The sequence below is a fragment of the Vagococcus elongatus genome (assembly GCF_003987645.1).
Lineage (GTDB): Bacteria > Bacillota > Bacilli > Lactobacillales > Vagococcaceae > Vagococcus_A > Vagococcus_A elongatus.
Map to the genome: position 1 here is coordinate 69,252 of NZ_NGKA01000012.1, position 20,996 is coordinate 90,247.

Sequence of the window (20,996 nt, forward strand, 5' to 3'; positions counted from 1 at the left end):
GCACTAGCTTGATTTTAGAAATTTCAAAAGGATATTTTTTCACTCTGAATATGAAAGTGATAATTAAATTTATAAAATAGTTTAGAAAGTTAGGAGGGTTCATTTGTCAAATGAATTAATGAAAAAAAACATTGATTGCGCTCAAGCTGAAATAGACAAAAAAAGAGAAGAAGTAAGTCAGGGGGTAATGCGACAAAAATATCATTTTATGCCAGAAGTAGGCTGGTTAAATGATCCCAACGGATTAATTTTTTTTAAGGGAAGATATCATTTTTTCTACCAATACAATCCTTATGATTCATATTGGGGAAAAATGCATTGGGGACATGCCGTTAGTGATGATTTGCTTCATTGGGAGTATTTACCGATAGCTCTGGCACCTAGTGAACCTTATGATGATCATCCTGAAGGGGGCTGTTTTTCAGGTAGTGCAATTGAACACGAGGGCAGACTCTACCTGTTGTATACTTCAGGGACTGATTATGGTGAAGGACATATTCAAAATCAATGTATGGCCTATAGTGATGATGGGATTACTTTCTATAAATATAAAAATAATCCAGTGATTCCTTCTCCGCCAGAAGGCTACGATGTTGAAAATTTCAGAGACCCTAAAGTGTGGAAGCACGGAGATGATTTTTATTTGGTGTGTAGTGCTAAGAAAGATAATCTTGCGAAGGCGTTGTTATACCGTTCAGATAATTTGAAAGATTGGAAGTTTGTAAATATTTTTGCAGAAAGCCGCGGTGAGTTTGGTTATATGTGGGAATGTCCAGATTTTTATCCATTGAAAAATGCCAATGGTGAAAAATATGTTTTGACATTCTCACCTATGGGAGTCAAGGAAAGAACTACAATCTATTTAATTGGAGATATGAACTATGAAACAGGCAAATTTACTTATAATACTATTGGTAATATTGACTGGGGATTTGACTACTATGCCCCACAGTCGTTTGTAGATGCCAAAGGAAGGCGTATTATTGTTGCTTGGGCTAATGGTTGGGAGTGGATGCCATGGTGGAAAGATTGGGGGCCAACTTTTAAAGAAGGCTGGTGTGGTTCTTTTAATCTTCCTCGGGAAGTTATCTTGACTGATGATAATACGTTGAAATTCACTCCAGTTAAAGAACTTGAATCCATAAGGGAGTCCGAGATAAAGCTTTCAGAGATAACGATTGATGAAAAAAAACTTATTCCTACTTTTGATGGCAATGTATTCGAGCTAATGCTGACAGTTGATCTTGCCAAAAGTTCTTCTGAATCATTTGATTTAAACTTAAGATGTAATGATGAATTATCGACGATTGCTACGTTTGATTTGAAACGGCAAATGCTTTATGTAAGCCGTAATGATTCGGATAACTGGAGTTGTGGAACAACTATGAGTCCTCTAATATTAAAAGACAAGAATTTATTGAAAATACATGTTTTTGTGGATCAATCCTCAATTGAACTCTTTACAGATGATTATCAGACGAACCACAGCTTAAACGTATTTGCTGGAGATGATCAGAATCAAAATTATCTTTCGGTGGGTGAAGGAAAACTTGTGATAAAAGAACTTATCACCTGGAAACTAGAAAAGACACTATAATAAAAAAATGCCTAAGATGAAATTTGTTTCAAGGTGTTTTACGATGGAGGTAGAGATGAAAACTTTTGATGTGACTGCATTGGGAGAGATTTTAATTGATTTTACTGAAAATGGCATAAGTGACCAAGGAAATCCTTTGCTTGAAGTGAATCCTGGCGGCGCTCCCTGCAATGTGTTAGCGATGTTGCGTAAGTTCGAACGTCAGGTAGCTTTTATCGGTAAGGCAGGGAATGATAATTTTGGTCATTTTTTGAAAGAACGGGTAAAGCAGCTTGGGATTGATACCAATAACTTATATTTTGATCAGAAAGTGCACACCACTTTGGCATTTGTTCATACTAAAACAAATGGTGATAGAGATTTTTCTTTTTGCCGGAATCCCGGAGCTGATATGATGTTAACTAAGTCAGAAGTCAGAGAAGAAGTCATTGAGAAATCAGAAGTTTTTCATTTTGGCACACTTTCTATGACTCACGAGGGAGTACGTGAGGCTACACTGAAAGCACTTGATATGGCTAAGAAGCATGAGTGTTTGGTTTCATTTGATCCTAACATCAGAGAGCCTTTATGGGAATCTTTAGATGACGCTAGAAAACAAGTGGAGACAGGACTCAGTTACTGTGATATTTTAAAAATTTCTGACAATGAAATTAGGTGGTTTACTGGAGAACGTGATTTTTCAGATGGAGTGAAAAAAATCAATGAAAAATATAATATTAAATTAATCTTGGTGTCAATGGGCAGTGAAGGTAGCCGGGCCTATTATGATGGGAGTATGGTCGAAGCAGATGCATTTTTAACTAAAAAGACGATTGAAACCACTGGTGCTGGTGATACATTTTGTGGATGTATTCTTAATTTTATTATCGAGTGGGGCTTAGAAAATTTGGATAGAAATAAACTCTTTCACATGCTTCAATTCGCTAATGCCGCTGCTTCCTTGGTTACAACGAGAAAAGGAGCACTATGCTCAATGCCGGAGATAGCAGAAATTAAAGCTTTTATGCAACTTTATCAATGATTAAATTTATTTCTTAATTATTAGGATAAAGCTCTAAAGGAATATGTTATTTGATGTATTTAAAGATTGAATAATAACATAGTGCTGATCAATTTCACATTACTATAAAAAAATAGTGAATATACTTTCACTAATAAAGAGGGTTAGTATTTTATACTTATTTGAAAATAGTAGAATTAACCGGCTAAAATCATTGATAAAACGCGAATGAGAAAATTTTTTAAAATTCTCGTTCGCTTTTTTATATATGGTTATTAATGATCTTCATTCGAAAATTATTGACAAAAGGAAGGAATCACATCTAGTGTTAAGTAATTATCAACATAAAGATGGAAAGAGATGTATTAATATGAAGGGGCGGAAAAAATTAAAAAAAGCTTTTCATGAATAATCCAGCCTATTTAACAGAAAAATCATAAGAATCCGTAGTTTGATTGTTGAAAATATTTAGTAAAAGGATGGTTATATGTTAGAAAGACAAGGGTGTTGGAAACAAGTATTGTCCAGTCAGAGAAAAAAATTAAAGTAAGATATAACTTTTTAGTGGAATAGAAACTTTAAGAGGGAAAATTATGCTCACATCACATCTTTGAAACGATAGAATTAGCCTAAATTTCATTTTTCCCGTGATTGATTAGGTATTAAGCACAATCTTTTGCATGGTTTTATTTTTAAATAAACATAAGAAAATTTATATAGATAGATTATTTGTTGATAATTGAGATTTGTTCGATTTTAGTTCTATCAACAATAATTTTCAAATAAACAATATTAGATCTACACATAAGGCAAATTTTAAAACTCTGCAACAGAATCATTTTTTCCGGTTAATTCTTTTTTTATTATATTTTTCATTTCTTCGACGTTCATTTCGTGAAATAGTTTTGCGGGCACATGAATCTCAAACAAATTTTCTTCATTCTGTACAGGAGGAAAAGGTTTTGGAATTATTAAAGCATCTAAATTTCCTTCTTTTTTGGCTTTTTCCCACTCAAATGTGATATCCCATCTTTGGTATACTCCATGAATTGATCCATTGGTAAGTCAGCTAGCTATGATAAGAAATAAAAAATTACCTGAAAGATTCATCTTATTCGAGGTTAGAATGTACAAAATCTTCCAAAGATAAAAAAATCCACCTAAGCAAACTGCTTAGATAGAAATGGGACTTCATCAGCTAATCTCCTCTTCGCCATCACCATTTGATGGGGAAACAAATTTTTCAATTAAGAACACCTGTATGTTGAATTATACTTCTCCATAGTACGAAGCAGTATAGATGAATGTTCCTTCAACTTTGAACGTCAGAAGTTCATAATTTGTTATCTTGTCAGTGAAGGCAGGCTCAGCTATATAATAGATGGTAAATTGATTATCTCTTTCTTCTTTTTCTCTATTTTTTTAAACTTCGTTACAAAAGCTTCTCGAAAATATCCATTAAAAAATAAATGAGTTCGGAGCGATAAAACAGGTGTGATGTGGAGCAATAACATCCCGGCTAAGATTGATATCAAGAGACACTTCATAATAAAATTTTGCTTCTTTGTTACCATATCAAGTCTTCCCCTTTCATAGCAAAAACGAGAGTTTATTTGTCAAATATCAATAGCAATGTAGACTAAATGAATTATAGTTAGCTTCAAAGATTTATGTGAAATGGTTTTCATTTAAGTTTTATGCCTGACTTTTAAAAATCTGAAAAATTACGGAACAAATGTAAGGTAGTATCTCGATGATGGCATAGGAACTTTAATCAATTTTTTGACATAGCATCTGTAAAAAATCATACAATTACCGCAAATTCATTAGTTATTCTTAATTAAGAAGTAGGTAATAATTAAAAGAATAATAATGATAACCAAGGTTGTCTTTGCACTTCCGCTTCTAAAATCTCCTGACTTTGATTGATTAGCAGCGTCTTTTAACGTACCTAAAGGGTTTGTTCTGTGTTCTTTTTCGACTAACTTTCGCCTTTTTATTTCAGGGGTGTCTTTCTTTTTCATGATGTTCCCCTCCATTTAATGTTAGATATAGTATAACATAAACCCGTCGTTCTTAATGAAAAGGCGTTGGGGGAATTTTGGTTGTTTTAAGCGGTATTATCCGCGTGGTGCTAGTTTCTTTGAGTATGTAGAGATTATTATTATTTTTTTCATTTGTTCTGATCATAGTAACCTAGTTGACAAACAAATAAAGGGCTTCAAAGTTAAGGCTGAGCCTTGATTTTAAGCGAGCTTTTTTTGTTATCCTTGGCGAATTTGATAGGTTGAAATAAATTAAGTAAAAAAAAGCCCCTGTTCAGTGTTAGATGATCAGGGGTGGTGTCATTTTCGCTTAACTCTAAAGTCAATACAAGTGTTAAAAAAACTTGCAGCTGATTTGAGAGTTGTGAATCAGACTTCATGAAGATTTATAAATATACATTGTTTTCAACTAAAACATTTTTGAAATCACGAACGTATTTAAAATAATAAACAAAACGATATGGGCAGGGTAGTAAGCGTAGAAAAAATATTTATTAGGACCTTTACCGCGTTTGCCATTGTATAAGAAAAAGAAAATAAAAAATAGTAACGATGGCCAATAGTCTCCGCTAATTCCGTTGTTGATCAAGTCTGGCAGTGCATCTGGCAGAATTATCAGGCCAGCAATCAACCCTTGCAGCCATTTTTTATCTCTCGTAATATGGAGCAGCAAACCAAACAGGGGAAGGAGTGGCGCCCCTTCAACAACTATCGGTAAAATGCTGTTGAGAATCAAGGAAAATGTAAGTGAAATATCAACAAGAATTATAAACAAAAATGCTGAGGTCAAGATCATTATAATCGCTGCACTAAAACCAAAAACTTTCAGCCATTTTTTTTCAAGGGCAGCAGATTTCAGATGATCAAACAAATACATACAAAATACTGCTTGAAAAATACCGCCAAAAATATTGAAAAACATCATTTCTTTCATTCCCTGACTTAATGGCAAAAAAGCAGTTAAAAGAAATTTTGCCAGTTCCACAATCCAAAAACCAACCATCAGATTACATAAATATCTTTTTTTATTTCGAGTATAAAAGTAACCCTCAGCACTCAAGTAGATAAACGTGAATGAAACTGCTGGGCCTGCAATACTAGAAATACGTTCAAGTATGGGAAATTTATCCATGACTCCAAAGAATAAAATACTTAAATGGTTTAAGGTCATCATGAGGATACCAATCAATTTAATTTGGTTGCCAGTGAGTCCAATATTATTTTTTGTCAATTTTAAAACCTCTCTTTTCTAAAAAAAATCCGAAGTTCATTTTAAGGGATTTTTTTTAGTTTTGCAAGTGACAAGATTGTCATGTGGATGTACCCATGACCTTTTTTGTTTAGAAGGATTTTAAAAAAGGAAACTAATTTTCCGATAACCTGTATTAATTGGTAAAGTTAAACTAGAAGCGATTTAATTTTTGATGGTAGTTATTCTCCAAATATCCATAGGGAACTTGCTGACTGTCCCATTTTGACGATGGACTGCAATACTCTTTACATCTGGATCGTTTAGATAATCTAGCATATCAATTGCATCAGTGATTTCTATGCTGCCCTGAGAATTTCTAATAATGACTTTCGTCACATCATCAAATTCCTTGGTGGAGTTGTCAGTCATTTTCAATAACTTAACAAGTGCCATTTTACCACCCCCTTTTCATAAGAATTATACCAAAAATATTAAAAATGGCCTAAAATTCTTAAATATTGATAAATATGTGTACACTATAAGCTTACGAAAAACATGTTGCAGTCTTGGTCTGACGAATTTTTATAAAATAGATTGGATGAAAATTATTAATTTATAAGTTGAGGAGTGTGAGCAGGTGTTTATAAAATGCTGCTTTATCTATGACAAAAAAACATCTAAAGAGCAGGTGGGTAAAGTGGCTGTGGAATATCTAAACTTGCCCATTTTTTTGCTAGTCAAGTCAACTTTAACAAGTAATCAGTCCATCGATATTTTGAAGCAGAGTGACGAAAAGATCTTTTTCTTATGAATTATTTTGCAAGCAGAAGATTTCCAATAATATGAGCCCTGTAAGCAAACAATGACAACTATTTTTAGATTATATTCTTTTTTATAAATTATCATGATACAATATATGTATAAGTATTCGTAAATTGTTTATAACGGGTTTAATAAACTTATTATAATCTATAGTGTTTTAAATATTTGCGAAAAGAATTCAATTCCCTTATAGATTTTTCGAAAACTGTATTTAATCCGCTGCTATTATTTACCCAATGATTTTTCTGTGATGTTCAATTCATCCTAAAAGTTGGTTTGATGGAACAGATGCTCTCTTAACAATTCAAAATCATCAAAGCTCTTTCTTTATGTGGCTGTATTATTGGAAACAGATGGGGTAGTTGTTGGACTCAGGTACAAATAAAATCAAGAAGCAGTTTATTGGAACTCCTCCTGAATGAAAGCGCATTCAAAAATGTTTTAAAGTAATCAAGTCAATGTTTCATTCGTGTAAAGATTATTTTTCTTGAACTACGGGGTTGGTTGGTATTGTCAGTTAGGAACATTTCAAAATTGACCTAGAGATAAGGAGGATTAAAAATGAAAAGAATGTTAAAAATGGTTGTTTTAGTTATTTCTTTGTCAATATTGACCGCATGTTCATCTAAGGTATCAAAACATGCAGAAGCGATTGAAGATTCTTTTAAAGTTGAAGCCCAGACCAAGGAAACAAAAAGCACTGAAAGTTATACTGAAACTTCCGGTAAAGAGGAGACTGGTACCAAAACTACAACGAGCAGTTCTGTACCACCATATTTAGATGATGAAGGGTTTGATGAAGAAACTTTGGCCATGCGTGAAAAACTGGTCAAAGAAGGAAAAATAAAGGAAGATGAATTTATCATACCCGAGTTCGTAAAAAGTATGTTTTTAACATCGGATTTGGTACTGATAGATGACGATTTTTGGAGTGCCGTTGTTGAAAATATCGACTTCAATAATTTGAAGGAACAACTCAAGCCCCAGTATGAAAAACAAATTGAAGAAGTTAAAAAGAGAAAAAATTTCACGTATGATATTACTATCAAGTTTCCAGATATCGAAAAAATAAAAATTTCAAAGTTAGACATCGCCTTGCCTAAAATGACGATTGATTCTTTCTATGATAAAGGGAATGATTATGCCGAAACTTATCATAAAAAAGCGATTCAATCTCTTGATGAAAGCTTGCTATCTTTTTTATCTGGCAAAGAAGAGAAACCAATGCAAGAAAAAAAAATAACTTTGACAGTCACGGAAAATGAAAAAGAATTCACCGCAAAGATGTCAGAAAAGACATTGGAAACTTTACAAACAATAGTTCAGAGACAGAAAGACGAATTTCTGGATACCATAGTGTTAGAAATTCCTGAATATCAGAAATTTGACTTCATAAAGCGGTTAAAGCAAGAGCTTGCGAGCACTTCACCAAATGGGATGGCTCCGAAAATAATCGAAGTCAAAGAGAAGAAAAAAGAAAAAAAAGAAGTTTTCAACAATTATTACTATCCTGTTAAGCTTGAGTTTGTCACAGACTATAAAGAAAAACTTCATGATATTGGTGAGAAAGAAAAAAAGAAGTTTAAAGATCAAAAGCAGGGGCAATTTTATCCGGTATCGAAAGACACTGTCGATAGCAATTTGAACCTAGCATGTAAGGATACTTCCTTTTCTTATGGTAATGAAAAGGAAGTGAAAATAATCTACTATGAGCACTCTGTCATTTTGCCAAAAGAAGTAAGTGAAGAGATGGATAAAACTGTCAAAGCTGAATTTGATCAAGTAGTCAAGGATGTCACCGAATATATCGATAAAGAGGTACTGGTAAAACCTCAAGAAAGACCAGGAACGGGAGTGCTTTCCGGGGCAAATGCCGGTAGTCCCATCACCGTTTTGACTCCCGAAGCTGGTGAAAAAGATTATTTTTTGAAATTCTTGGACGGGGCGGGTAATGAGACGCTGACTGCCTATATCCGAAATACAGAAAGTGCCACCATAAATTTACCAGCTGGAACTTATCGTCTGCGTTTTGCTTTGGGGGATGGCAGTAAATGGTACGGCCCTGAGCATATTTTTGGTCCTGATGGAAGATACTCAGAATCACGAGAGGTGATTACGGTGCAAGGCGGGGTTGGCTATCAGATGAAACTTTATGGAGTGGCAGACGGCAATCTTCCTATCAAAGGCGTGAACAGCAGTGATTTTTGACCTTAGAACAGGAAAAATTTGATAAAAAATTTAAAAAAATATTTTGATTTATGTACGTGTCCATTTCAAAACAGCCTCATAAAATCAACTAAAAAACCGATGAGGGAAGCAACCACAGTGTGGCATTGCATTTCATCGGTTTTTTAGATTTTTTAACCTTTTGATAACGTTGCATAATAAATTATAAAGTATCAAAATTAGTCGTTACAAGATTTTTATCAGTAAAACACATTGGATTGGCCTTGCTCATCTGACCGAAAAGATTTTCTTCCTATGAGACTTGGTCAGTATTTATCTATCATTCAGCTATCGACCAAACCTTATTTTTACCAGACAGATGTTCTCTCTTCAGGTGCAAGATACATGCCGTCTCCTTCTTTTATGCCAAAAGTAGTGTGAAAGTCCTCTAAATTAGTGAGCTGAATATTTGCTCTTAATTTGCTAGGAGAGTGAGGATCGACCAACAATAGTTCTTGCGAGGTTTCAGGAGAGATTTTTTTACGCCAAATTGCTGCCCAGTTGGTAAAGAACTCTTCCAAGTTAGGCTCTTTTTCTTTTTTCAAGGCACCCAATGCAATAGAAAGACCGGAAGAATCAGCTATATTTTCGCTGACTGTTAGCTTGCCATTTACTTTGCCTCCTGAAAATTCTATACCGTCAAACTGGTCGATTACTGTCTGAGCCTTCTTTTCAAATGCCTCGTAGTCCTCTTTTGTCCACCAATTATGCAAATTTCCTTTTTCATCAAATTTTGCGCCATTAGTATCAAAGGCGTGTGACAGTTCGTGTCCAATCACAGCCCCGATACCTCCATAGTTTTTACTTCTGGAATGTTCCACATGGTAAAACGGATCTTGTAAAATAGCTGCCGGAAAACAGATAGAGTTAGCTTGAGGGTCGTAGGCAGCATTCACCTCGTGCGCATGTGTTGTCCATTCCTTTCGATTCGGTCCTTCTGAATAGACTGAAAATTGGCTTTGATTAACAGCTTTTTGAATTGCCATCATATTGTCAAAAGCACTTTTTTCAGTATCAATAGACAGATGATCGTAGTATGCAGGCAGATGATCGGGATATCCAATTTGAACCACCATGGTATCCAATTTTTTTATGGCATTTTCTTTTGTTTTTTCTGACAGCCAGTCAACTTCCTTCAGCCTTTCTGCATAAAGGGAAATCATGTTTTCTGTCATTTGTGTTACATCTTTTTTAGCTTCTTCGCCTAAGTATGTTTGACCGTAATAGACACCGATAGCTTCTTGAAATAGCTCGCTTGCATTTTCATAAGCTTTTCTTTTTATTTCTTTGTCATAATCATCAGCATTATCTGCAGCCGCCTCATCGGATTCAGCTTTTGCTATCTCCTCAGACAGATAATCGGAAGACTGTGATGCAAAATCTATATACATCCAATCCTTAACACTTTGCAAGTTTTCTTCGTTGATAATTAAGTGCATATTTTCTAAAAATTTAGGGTTAGCCACAATAATTGTTTCTGGAACTTCACCGATAATTTCTTCCATAGCTTTACTAAAATCAATAGTTTTAATAGTCGAATTAACATCGGAGATAGCATAAGGATTGTAATATCCAGCCAAGTCACTTGCTTCTTCACCGGATTTAGTGCTTTGGGCAATCAGTTTATCGATTTTGAAATAGTTTTTGACCATAGCTGCTGCTTCGTCTTCTGTTTTTCCAATAGTTGTCAACAATCGTGAGTATGATTTTTCATACTCTTTAATTTTTTTCTGTCCTTCTTGATTTCCTTCTTCATAATAGCTTTTATCGGGAAGAAGGATTGAAGGAGAATCAAGCACTAACAGATTTTTTTCAGAATTTTTCATATCAATTATTATTGAGATATTCATAGGCAAAGGCATACCGCTAATCGTAAACTCACCGATGACATTGCTTAGGTCTTCTAAAGACGAAATATTTTCAACTTTTTCTAAATAAGTGAGCAGTGGTGCTGCGCCATCTTTGTTACGTTTATCTACATCTAGCATCATTTGATAAAAATCTAAAAATTGGGTAGTGCCTTGAGTGGTTGGCTCTAGACTCCCAGCAAGCATTTTATCAAAATCATTTTGCAGTGTTGTTGTAATCTTTTCATCAATTTCTGTAAAAGCACTGATGGCTTCCACATCATCACCTAACGTAGTTCCTTTTAGCCATTCTTGATTGACATGTTCATAAAAATCATCTTGCAGACGCACAGTTTTCGTGTCTGCGGTACTACTTGTGTCGCTAGTACCAGTTTGAGATGGTGATGTTTTTCCGCATGAAGAAAAAAGAACCACAATCGCTAATAGTGAAATTAAAGCTGATATTTTTCTTTTGTACATTAGAACTCCTCCAAATTATATTCGTTTTTAGAACAAAACTAGTCACATTTATCCAAATGCGATTATATTGTATCATAAACGTGTTTTTTATAACATTATTAGGTTTATAGTTTTTGTATGTATCAGATGGGGTAATAAACTAAGTATCTCTATATTCTTTCAAATTTTTTTTGAATTTTTATTTTAAGCTGAGTTATTCATTTTATTTTTAGAGCATTTGATTTATTTTAAAACGCACAGTAATTTTTCCTAATAGAAACTAAATAAAAAACTCTTACGTAAGGCATTTAACGTAAGAGCAGATTCTTTAAAAATAGATATTTGCATCTGGATTTTCTTGTTTGTATTGCCATTTAACAAGGATTTCCCGTATATCTTGTGTTGTTTCTAACACATCAGCGGAGTTGTTTTTTTGCAAGTTAGTGTTGTCATCGATTGATTTTAAAGTTTCATTCATCTCACGAAGTCTTTCGTCAATTGATTTTAGCAGCTGAACAATGGTGTCATCCATAGTAAAAACCTCCTGTGATTTGATACTCTCATTGTATAACGTTTCTAAAATAAAATAAAATGATTGTATCAAGACAGGGGAATTTTAAGAATTTTTGGAGAAAATAAAAGAAGGAATTTTACACTTTCATCGGTTGAGAGAAATTGGTCTCATTCTCTACTATAACGGCAAGGTGGTGGCTAAAATTCTAACATTGGTTATCGACTTAACGGGAGCGTGCCGTAAACTACTGAGCTTGTGGAAATAGAAGAGATGCCTTTATCCTATCATTCTGATAATGCCACGCGGATAAGGGTGAAGGTAGTAGGAATCATGGGACAGTAGATATCCAAAAAAATTGTGAAGCTCATGATTGCTGAATAAAATTGCAGAATCATCAGCTTTTTAATGTTAATCATTAGAAAACACTTTTTTTTCGTTTTAAGTCAACGAAAATCAGACTTTCGTTGGACGAAATTTCTAGAGGTTATGTATATACTAAAGCAAATGATTAATCACTGGAGGTTGTCTTTTGAAAAATGGGGTGTCGATTCAACTCAGCTGGTGGGAGAGTCTTCTAGATTTATTTATGATTAATACTTTAAGTTTGATAGGTTTTGCAATCATTGCTGTTATCATCTTTTGGGTCATCAAAAAAGCCTCTTCCCGTGTCAGCAAACCAAAGCTTGTGTTGTCTTCTCTAGCACTATTTTATTACTTACTTCTAGCACTAACCAATGTTTTCGGGATTCCAAGTCTTGGCAGTCTGTCCCGTGTCTATCAGTTAGGAGAGCCTATTTTTAATCCGAATATTGTACTTGTACCTTTCGCAGACGGCTTCAGCTTAAGTTTCATATTAAATATTATCGCATTTGTGCCGATAGGTTTTTTAGTACCAATGATCAGTCCAATATTTAATAATATTAAGAAAATGTTTTTATTGGGAACTTTAGTGTCGTTGACCATCGAAATAAGTCAGCTCTTCACCTTATATAGAGCCACTGATATCAATGACTTTCTCACTAACGTTTTGGGAACTTTGATAGGCTACTACTGCTTTACATTCGTTAACAATCTCTTTTTGAAAGAGAAGCGTACGATTGGTAAAGGGACGAACGATCAAACTAAATATTTGCCTCCTGTGATTTTCATTGTTAGCTTTTTCACAGTTTTTCTATTGAATTAAGTATTCTTGCAGTTCTGCTTGTTGCAGTAATGTACGCAATTTTTTTGCCAATCTAGTTTTAAAATATTCAAAAACAGCTGATAAGCATGATGGTGAGCCTCATGCTTATCAGCTGTTTCTTATCTGTTTAGTAGGTGCTTTTTGATAGTCACTCCTCCGAGGTGTCTGGAAGCTTTTCGATATCTTCCCACGAAATCAGAAGTTTGGATATGTCTTTAACTGAAGGAAATGCCATATCATCCTCCATCATCTGAATGGCTTTTCTTCCTTTCTTTTTATCCATGAGATAAATACTTTTTTCAATATTCGAGTTGTGCTCCTCAAAAATATTCTCTCTTTGACTCAAGATAACGATTGTACTTTCTTTATTCCCTCCAAACAATTTATATTCCCCTCGTATGTAAACTTCAATGCCTTGGTCATCAACATTGTTTCTCAAACCGCTCCGTTTGCTTAAATCAACGAACGGTTTTTCTGTTTTAAAGTGAATAGTCGTTTCCACATCTGCTGGCAACGTGATGACATCCTCACTCCAAGGGAGAGAAACTGTCTTTTCGGGGAGGATTCTCTTTTCGATGTTAGTCACAGTGATGTCATCATACTCCAAGAAAGCACCATCCGTGTACATCCCAAAGCCGATGATCGACAGTAAGCTGATGGTGGCAATAGTCAGAAGCACCAGTAAAACTTTAAATATTTTTTTCTTTGCAGTTTCAAAGGTCAATTCTTTCACAATATCTTCATCATCTTTTAAAAGCGCATCTAAAGAAAGGTCAAAACGATCACTTAGTTTGACGACTTGTTCCAAATCGGGATAACTTTTTTCGTTTTCCCATTTTGAGATTAGCTGCCGTGAGACAAACAATTCTTTTGCTAAGTCTTCCTGTGTCAACTTTAATTCTGTTCTTTTTTGCTTGATTATTTTTCCTATATTCAATTCCGATCTCCTTTTAACATTCGTAAGTTAAATAACTAAAAACCTTGTAATAACGGGGATGCAACAAACAGTAACAGAGAGAAAATCAGATTGTTTCCTGTGTCATTATTTGTATCAATAGATTTTTTCCAAAGTCATAGTTTGTTTCTTTATTTTTATACAGATGATTTATACTATGTGATTCAGAAGAAAGGAGTTTCTATGAATCATTCAAAATCATCTCATTATACAACAATTACTATTATACAATATATTGCTTCTGTTCTGATTATCCTGGTTCATTGCGGCAGACTTTTTCAGCATGAAGGTCTTCATTTTTTTGTGAAAAGTATGTTGTGTCGAGCAGCCGTGCCGTTTTTTCTTATCACCACCGGCTATTTTCTTTACAAAAAAAGCAGTCAGTTGCCCAACTATCAAGAGGGATACATCCGACGTTTACTCAAGCAGTATTTGTTTTGGAGCTTGATCTATTTGCCCTATGCTTTGTTGTTTTTATATCAGCAAAAAACTCCACTTGTTTTCGTTCCGATAGCCTTGGTCGGAGCTCTACTTTACATCGGTACTTGTTACCATCTATGGTATTTTCCCAGCTTATTGACTGGTATTTGGATTATCAATCTTCTGAGCAAACACAAAAAAATCTTGTTATCCTTTGGGGCATTGCTGCTGCTTTATAGTTTTGGGGCACTAGAAACCTATTCCGCTTATATGGAAAATACACTGATTGGCAATCTTTACTTCTCTTATCGGCAAGTATTTTTCACGACTAGAAATGGTTTGTTTTATTCTCCAATATTTATTTGGTCAGGATTTATTTTAGCACAAAATAGTCATCGGTCAATTTTTCAAAAACATTTGCCAGTAAAATTATCTCTCAGCACGTTACTTTTTTGCTTGGAGGGCTGGTTTGTCTTCCAACATCAAGGAGACGATAAAAATTTCTTTTTCAGTTTAATCCCATTTTCTTTGTTTTTCCTAGCACTTATTTTGCAGTCAAAACAGCCGATATGTTCTCAAGAAAAATTGATCAGGTTTTTAACACACAAAAATTTCTTGCTGCATCCTGCATTTTTAGAAGCAATCAAAGGCTTATCTCCGAAGTTTTTTGATGGATATGAAATCACCGGATTGGTGTTATTCGCTATCACTTATGCAATGACCAGTTTTGCCGCTCTCACTCTTTGGAAGTTGAGCAGAAGAAACACTCGTCAACTTGCGGGAGGTGGGACAGCTTGAGAGTATTCAGAAAAAACGGTGTTTATTCATTTACGGCCATCATTATGCTAGCCATCCTGCTGATTTTACCACAACTGGTCAGCAGACAAATGATTGTAGGGTCAGACGCATTGTTTCATTTCAATAGGGTGTATGACGCAGGCATGCAACTCAAGGAACATAATTTCCAATATTTTATTTCTATGTACGGGTTTCAACAATCGGCAAGAATCATTCTTCCTTTTTATGGGCCCATAATGACCTATTTGCATGGGGTGATTTTTCTGTTAAGTCCTACTTGGTTCCACTACCAACTGGTGTCAAACTTCATCTTGTATGTATTGGCTGGCGTGAGTATGGCATGTTTGTTAAAGAAGTTGGAAGTGCCAAGCAAGTGGGGCACTGTTTTGTCTCTGCTCTTTATGACTACTTTTTCCATCCAGTATTGGATTCTCCGTCAAGGATTCTCTGCTTGGGGCGCCGCCTTGATGCCATTTTGTCTTCTTCCACTAGTGGACCTAATCAAGAAACAGAGAATTAGGAGTTTACCCTTGGCTATTTTTACGGGGCTGATGTTTCAAACACATATTTTTTCAAGTGTGTTACTAGTGTTGATATACTTATTGTTTTTCAGCTACCTGTTTTTTTATTCGTCAGAAAAAATTCGGTTACTAAAAGAGTTGTCCTTGTCCATTTTTTTGTTTTTTCTTTTAACGTTAAATGTTTGGAGCAGTCTTTTTGAGTTGTATAGCGGTCAAAAAATACTTCCGCCATTTGTTAATTATTCCATGCATCTAAGCACGATCACATGGCAAAGTGTTTATATGTTGCTGATGCCCTTTCCACTATTTATATTATTGCTTGTTCAATTTTATGTTTTTTGGCAAAAAAAAGAGTCTTGGCCCATGATGTCAAAGCTGATACTTTTTGTTGAAAGTATTTTTTTGATATTATCCAGTAATTTGATTCCCTGGCATTTTTTGATAACTAACGAGATAAAAATTGCTCAAATCATCCAATTTCCTTTTCGTTTTTTTATTCCGGCAACCATTTTATTATTGGTAAACTTTGGTTTATTGTTAAAAGAAGGGATGGTATCAATAGAAAAAGCAGAGAAGGCGTTGAAATGGTTCTTTCCTTTTAGTTTGATTCAAACAGTGATATTACTTTTATTTACACTTTCTTTTTGGCAAACAGAAAATGACTATTTGCAGTCGGGCATGCACGTGACTATTCATGAGACAAATACTGCGGTCGTGAAGTCTTCTTTTTTTGATAAAAACAAACAGAAAGCTTTACAGTTAGTGGAAAAAGCAACACCTGACTATCTGCCCGTTTATTATGATGAGGGGCAAAATAATTATAAATTATATAAAAAAGGAATCATTGATGAAAACAAAAAATTTGTCAAGGAGGTAAAAGGGGACTCTCTCATTGTAAAATGGCAGGGAGACAAAAATCTGAACGTTACAATCCCAATCATAAAATACCGTGAAACAAAATTAGAACTTAATGGAAAAAAATTGTCAGAAAAAGAAATTGAATTGAGCAGTCTAGGAGTGATTAAAGTTAAACAACAAGAAGGGGACAACCAACTAAGAGTTTCTTATGAAGAGACGGCACTCTTTAAAATGTCATTGTGGCTTACTGCTTTCACATGGCTAGGATGTGTTTTTAAAATTTTATTTGTAAAAGCAGTCAAGTAGTATAGAATCCACCTGTGAGTCTACCAGATTTTATGTGTAAAACAGTTAACCTTATGTTGCTTGGGTTTGTGAATGAGCTTGTTTTCAATATTGACTATTGGAAATGGTAGTTTTTCAAACATTATTCTTTCATCATCTGAGAGCTTCGATGTTTATTACAAAAATTTGTGACACTCCTGAAAATCTGTTGATATTGTCTCTTTTCACCGTGATAGTGTCGGCAGGTAAAGCGGGAGTGTTTTAGCTAGAACATTTTTGCGATTTTATGACGTTTATCTGCATTATTTTTGCATATATCCGAGTAGTTTATTTTAGGAAAAGTCAAACAAAGCTTGGCCTTGCTAGTAAAAAGGGAGGTTTTTTGCTATACTTTTATTATGAGGGAGAGATGGTTTAGTGAACATCTAACGGCAGATTGTTTTTCCTAACATTTGAAAACGCCTTCTTTTTAAGCGTGTTAATTTAACGGGAAGAACAATAAAAAATTGATATGATTGAATGCGAAATACATCCTGCGATCGTTTAAGTTGTTTAAAAGTACTTTGATTGTTTAGTTTTCGGTGAGATGTATTTTATTAAGCATAGTTAAATTTGTTTGCCATCGCTTGCGGTGGCATTTTGTGTAGATAGGGTACGTTTAGCTTTAAATAGTGAAAGGAGGAAGACAATGATTCGATTTGAAAATGTCGCAATGGCTTATGGGGACAACAAAGTGATTGACAATTTAAATTTGGAAATAAAAAGCGGACAGCTGGTTGTATTGGTGGGACCGTCAGGATGCGGTAAGACAACCACGTTACAGCTGATCAATCGTCTAATCGATCCCACTGAAGGAAAAATTTATCTCAATGGTGTCGATATTCAAACGATTGATCCTGTGGAGTTGCGCAGGAGCATTGGTTATGTCATTCAAGAAATTGGGTTATTTCCCCATATGACGATTGAACAGAATGTAGAAATCGTCCCTAAACTTTTGGGATGGTCTCAAGAAAAGAGATCGGCCCGCACGCTTGAATTACTGCAAATGGTGGGGATGGATGCGGAAACCTATTTGCATAGATATCCTTCAGATCTTTCAGGAGGGCAGCAGCAACGTATCGGAGTGCTGCGTGCCTTAGCAGTAGAACCACCTCTTATTTTGATGGATGAACCGTTTGGAGCTTTAGATCCAATTACGAGGGACAATTTGCAAGATGAAATCAAAAAATTGCAGAAAAGATTAAACAAAACAATTGTATTCGTTACTCATGACATGGATGAAGCGATAAAAATTGCAGATGTCATTGTGTTGATGCAAAAAGGCCGTATTGTGCAAGCTGCATCACCTGACGAACTTCTTTCAAATCCCAAAAATGACTTTGTGGCAGAATTTGTCGGGAAACACCGTTTTTATCTGAACAGTGTGGAATTAGTAAAGGATGTCATGCGCAGTAAAGTTTTCAAAGTTTCTGTTGATTTTGGTCTTGCTCAAAGTATCGCTTTGATGGAGAGTGAGCGGGTGTCCTCTTTGTTAGTAGTGGATGATGAGGACCGATTGCTGGGGTCCCTCGGGATTGAAGATATCATGACTAAGGCACGGCCGGGGATGTCAGTCGGAGATTTAGAATTGAAGAAATTACCATATATTTTGCCGGATGCACCAGCAAAAGAAGCATTTGAACTGATTACCGAACAGAATTTAGATATTTTAGCAGTTGTTGATGAGGAAAATCATGTGTTAGGCGTGGTTACTAAAACAAGTATGGTGAAGTCCCTGGCACAAGTTGTTTGGGGAGGGAAATAAGATGACTAGTTTCTTTTCATTTTTAATTAACAATAAAGAAATGGTTTGGAAAGCTCTCGGGGAACATGTCCTCATCAGTCTGGTTGCGGTATTGCTGGGATTAGCAGTTGCTCTTCCTTCAGGTATATTGCTGACGAGAAACAAAAAAGCAGCATCAATCGTGTTGGGAATTTTTGGTGTGGTTAACACCATTCCTAGTTTGGTTCTTTTAGGTGTAGCCATGATTGTGCTGGGACTAGGCTTTGTGCCGGCCGTCGCAGTTTTATTTCTATATTCATTATTGCCTATCATGCGCAATACATATACTGGTATTAATTCTATCAATCCCCAATATATCAAAACAGCTTTAGGGATGGGAATGAATCGCCGTCAACTGCTTTTAAATGTCCAGCTTCCTCTCGCCTTACCAGCGATTATTACCGGAATACGCTTGTCCGGTATTTATATCATTAGTTGGGCTACCCTTTCCGCATTTATCGGCGCTGGCGGCCTAGGGGATCTTATTTGGTCAGGCCTGCAAGCGTACAACTACGATATGATTTTTGCCGGCGCATTACCAGCCACCTTATTAGCTTTACTAGTCAGCTTTTTACTGACTGCAGCGGAAAATAAAGCCATCCAGTTTACCCAAGGTAGAAGAGGGGTGAAAACATGAATGTTTCTATTATCGGAAAGGCACTGCTGGAGCATTTGCAAATTGTTTTTACCGGCATTGCAGCTGGCTGTCTTGTGGGAATCCCCACAGGTTCGCTACTGCGTGGACATAAGAAAGTCGCAAAAATTGTTTTTGTTATAGTGGATATCATTCAAACGGTACCCACACTGGCCATGTTCACCTTTGTCATGTTGATTTTTGGACTAAACAATTCCACCGTGATTTTTTCTATTTTCTTATATTCATTGTTTCCAATTGTGCGTAATACATACGTGGGGATAATGGGTGTAGATCAGGGTGCAATTCGTGCGGGAAGGGGTCTGGGTATGACCAAAATGCAGATTTATTTTCAAGTGGAATTACCCCTTGCTTTCCCTGTTATTCTGTCGGGAATTCGTCTAGCACTGGTTTCTGCCCTTGGTATTGCGACTACTGGTGTTCTGATTGGCGCAAGCGGTTTAGGTATGCCGATTTGGCGGGGGATACAGACCCGTAATATGAGTATGATGTTATCGGGTGCCATCCCGGTTTCTCTGCTGGCAGTATTATTTGATGTGTTGCTTTCGACTTTGGAAAAACGTTTGAGTCGTTGAAAAGCCACCTGCTTATTTTACTTGGTTCATCCCTGAGGAGGAAGAAAAATGAAACGTAATAAAAAATGGCTGTTTTTGGGACTGATAGTTGTCATCAGCATTGTTTTGTTTAGCGGCTGCAGCAGCAAGGGAGGAAAAGTGACGATTGCTTCAAAGCAATTTACTGAAAATATTCTTTTGAGTGAAATGTACGCCCAGTTGGTGGAAGCAAAAACAGAACTTGAAGTAGAGAGAAAACAAAATCTTGGCGGGACGTCCATTTGTTTTCCTGCGATGGAAAAAGGTGAAATAGATATCTACGTGGAATATTCGGGCACTGCTTACAATGAAATACTTAAACTGCCTGACAGTACAGGGTTAAGCGCAGATGATATTTATGATATTGCTGTTAAAAAGTTGAAAGACGATTATGACATTACGATGTTCAAGCCCATTGGGATTAATAACACGTTTGCATTAGCTATGTTGAGGACCAAAGCTGAAGAGATGAACATCCAAAGCATGAGCGACTTGTCAGAACCTGCTGGCGAGTTGCGATTTGGCGCCAACCATATTTTTTATACTCGTGATGCAGACGGTTTTGACCCGATGATCGAATTATATGATTTGAACTTTAAGGAAGCACTGAAAATGGATACCTCATTGTTATACGATGCCATTGAACAGGGGAAACTGGATATCATGGTGGTTTACGCAACAGACTCTTTGTTGAAAAAATATGACATGGTTATACTAGAGGACAATAAAGAACTTTTCCCGCCGTATCACGGTGCCCCGATTTGTCCTAATAAAGTCCTTGAAGAACATCCGGAACTTAAAGAAGTATTAGACCTTCTGGATGGACGTATCAGTGACACAGAAATGCAGGAGTTGGATTATGAAATAGATGTAAATGGTAAAACACCAGAAGAGGTCGCCAAAAAATTTCTGACGGATGAAGGATTGCTATAGATTTTTTCGGGAAACATTAACGAATCATCAAGTAAAAGAAATCTCCAGGATAAATTTGTTTATTCTGGAGATTTTGTGGTCTAAGGTAGGATACCTGTCGTAAAGAAGTAGCCAGACCAGAAAATGTTAATAATCAATCAATAACCTGAATTTTTCATACTTCAACCTTTAAAAGTTTTTCTTCCACTTCTTGTGGTGAAAAGTGGAAGAAAAAATTATTTTTCAACTTAGTAGGATAAAATCTGATAAAAATTTAAGGAAGCTGGATTCT

At 35.5% G+C, this 20,996-nt stretch carries 16 protein-coding genes; 10 read left to right on the forward strand and 6 right to left on the reverse strand.

The genetic code is table 11. The features are described 5' to 3' along the window. The first annotated feature begins 103 nt into the window (after positions 1-103). Together CBF29_RS08760 and CBF29_RS08765 are read left to right on the forward strand one after the other, a co-directional pair. Positions 104-1,597: a glycoside hydrolase family 32 protein gene (locus CBF29_RS08760; RefSeq protein WP_126809367.1), complete on the forward strand. Its 1,494-nt coding sequence runs from the start codon at positions 104-106 to the stop codon at positions 1,595-1,597. Positions 1,598-1,652: 55 nt separating this feature from the next. Beyond that, positions 1,653-2,618: a carbohydrate kinase family protein gene (locus tag CBF29_RS08765; RefSeq protein ID WP_126809368.1), complete on the forward strand. Its 966-nt coding sequence runs from the start codon at positions 1,653-1,655 to the stop codon at positions 2,616-2,618. Positions 2,619-4,423: 1,805 nt separating this feature from the next. Here CBF29_RS08765 and CBF29_RS08770 read toward each other — a convergent pair. The 3 genes from CBF29_RS08770 to CBF29_RS08780 form a co-directional block, all read right to left on the reverse strand. Further along, a complete protein-coding gene (locus CBF29_RS08770; RefSeq protein ID WP_126809369.1) occupies positions 4,424-4,621 on the reverse strand; it encodes a DUF6366 family protein in 198 nt (65 codons plus the stop codon). A gap of 430 nt (positions 4,622-5,051) precedes the next feature. Next, complete coding sequence (locus CBF29_RS08775) at positions 5,052-5,873, reverse strand: TraX family protein (protein WP_126809370.1); 822 nt, start codon at positions 5,871-5,873, stop codon at positions 5,052-5,054. A gap of 183 nt (positions 5,874-6,056) precedes the next feature. After that, positions 6,057-6,287 (reverse strand): hypothetical protein, encoded by a 231-nt coding sequence (locus tag CBF29_RS08780; RefSeq protein ID WP_126809371.1) that lies wholly within the window; start codon positions 6,285-6,287, stop codon positions 6,057-6,059. A gap of 930 nt (positions 6,288-7,217) precedes the next feature. On the opposite strand from CBF29_RS08780, the gene CBF29_RS08785 reads away from it, so the two are divergent. Further along, a complete protein-coding gene (locus tag CBF29_RS08785) occupies positions 7,218-8,864 on the forward strand; it encodes a hypothetical protein (protein WP_126809372.1) in 1,647 nt (548 codons plus the stop codon). 326 nt (positions 8,865-9,190) lie between these two features. Here CBF29_RS08785 and CBF29_RS08790 read toward each other — a convergent pair whose 3' ends face one another. Both CBF29_RS08790 and CBF29_RS08795 read right to left on the reverse strand, forming a co-directional pair. Beyond that, on the reverse strand, positions 9,191-11,209 hold the full coding sequence (locus CBF29_RS08790) for a M13 family metallopeptidase (RefSeq protein WP_126809373.1): 2,019 nt from the start codon (positions 11,207-11,209) through the stop codon (positions 9,191-9,193). A 307-nt stretch (positions 11,210-11,516) separates the two neighbouring features. Continuing rightward, positions 11,517-11,720 carry a hypothetical protein gene (locus tag CBF29_RS08795; protein WP_126809374.1) on the reverse strand — a complete coding sequence of 68 codons (204 nt, stop codon included), beginning with the start codon at positions 11,718-11,720 and terminating at the stop codon, positions 11,517-11,519. A gap of 511 nt (positions 11,721-12,231) precedes the next feature. Between CBF29_RS08795 and CBF29_RS08800 the strand changes: the two genes are divergently transcribed. Continuing rightward, positions 12,232-12,885: a VanZ family protein gene (locus tag CBF29_RS08800; RefSeq protein WP_126809375.1), complete on the forward strand. Its 654-nt coding sequence runs from the start codon at positions 12,232-12,234 to the stop codon at positions 12,883-12,885. Positions 12,886-13,033: 148 nt separating this feature from the next. Here the strand turns inward: CBF29_RS08800 and CBF29_RS08805 are convergent, their stop codons facing one another. After that, positions 13,034-13,822 carry a helix-turn-helix domain-containing protein gene (locus CBF29_RS08805; protein ID WP_126809376.1) on the reverse strand — a complete coding sequence of 263 codons (789 nt, stop codon included), beginning with the start codon at positions 13,820-13,822 and terminating at the stop codon, positions 13,034-13,036. 201 nt (positions 13,823-14,023) lie between these two features. Between CBF29_RS08805 and CBF29_RS08810 the strand changes: the two genes are divergently transcribed. From CBF29_RS08810 to CBF29_RS08835, 6 genes are all read left to right on the forward strand, one after another. After that, positions 14,024-15,058, forward strand: coding sequence for an acyltransferase family protein (locus CBF29_RS08810; RefSeq protein WP_126809377.1), 1,035 nt, complete (start codon positions 14,024-14,026; stop codon positions 15,056-15,058). Further along, positions 15,055-16,743, forward strand: a complete 1,689-nt coding sequence (locus CBF29_RS08815; RefSeq protein ID WP_126809378.1) for a hypothetical protein — start codon at positions 15,055-15,057, stop codon at positions 16,741-16,743. Before CBF29_RS08810 ends, CBF29_RS08815 begins: the two co-directional genes overlap by 4 nt. 667 nt (positions 16,744-17,410) lie before the next feature. After that, entirely contained in the window at positions 17,411-18,526 is a 1,116-nt protein-coding gene (locus CBF29_RS08820) for an ABC transporter ATP-binding protein (RefSeq protein WP_126809379.1), read from the forward strand. Between the two features lies 1 nt (position 18,527). After that, positions 18,528-19,181 carry an ABC transporter permease gene (locus CBF29_RS08825; RefSeq protein WP_126809380.1) on the forward strand — a complete coding sequence of 218 codons (654 nt, stop codon included), beginning with the start codon at positions 18,528-18,530 and terminating at the stop codon, positions 19,179-19,181. After that, positions 19,178-19,774 (forward strand): ABC transporter permease, encoded by a 597-nt coding sequence (locus tag CBF29_RS08830; RefSeq protein ID WP_126809381.1) that lies wholly within the window; start codon positions 19,178-19,180, stop codon positions 19,772-19,774. The genes CBF29_RS08825 and CBF29_RS08830 overlap by 4 nt, the downstream gene beginning before the upstream one ends. Positions 19,775-19,822: 48 nt before the next feature. Continuing rightward, positions 19,823-20,725 carry an ABC transporter substrate-binding protein gene (locus tag CBF29_RS08835; RefSeq protein WP_126809382.1) on the forward strand — a complete coding sequence of 301 codons (903 nt, stop codon included), beginning with the start codon at positions 19,823-19,825 and terminating at the stop codon, positions 20,723-20,725. Positions 20,726-20,996: the final 271 nt, after the last annotated feature.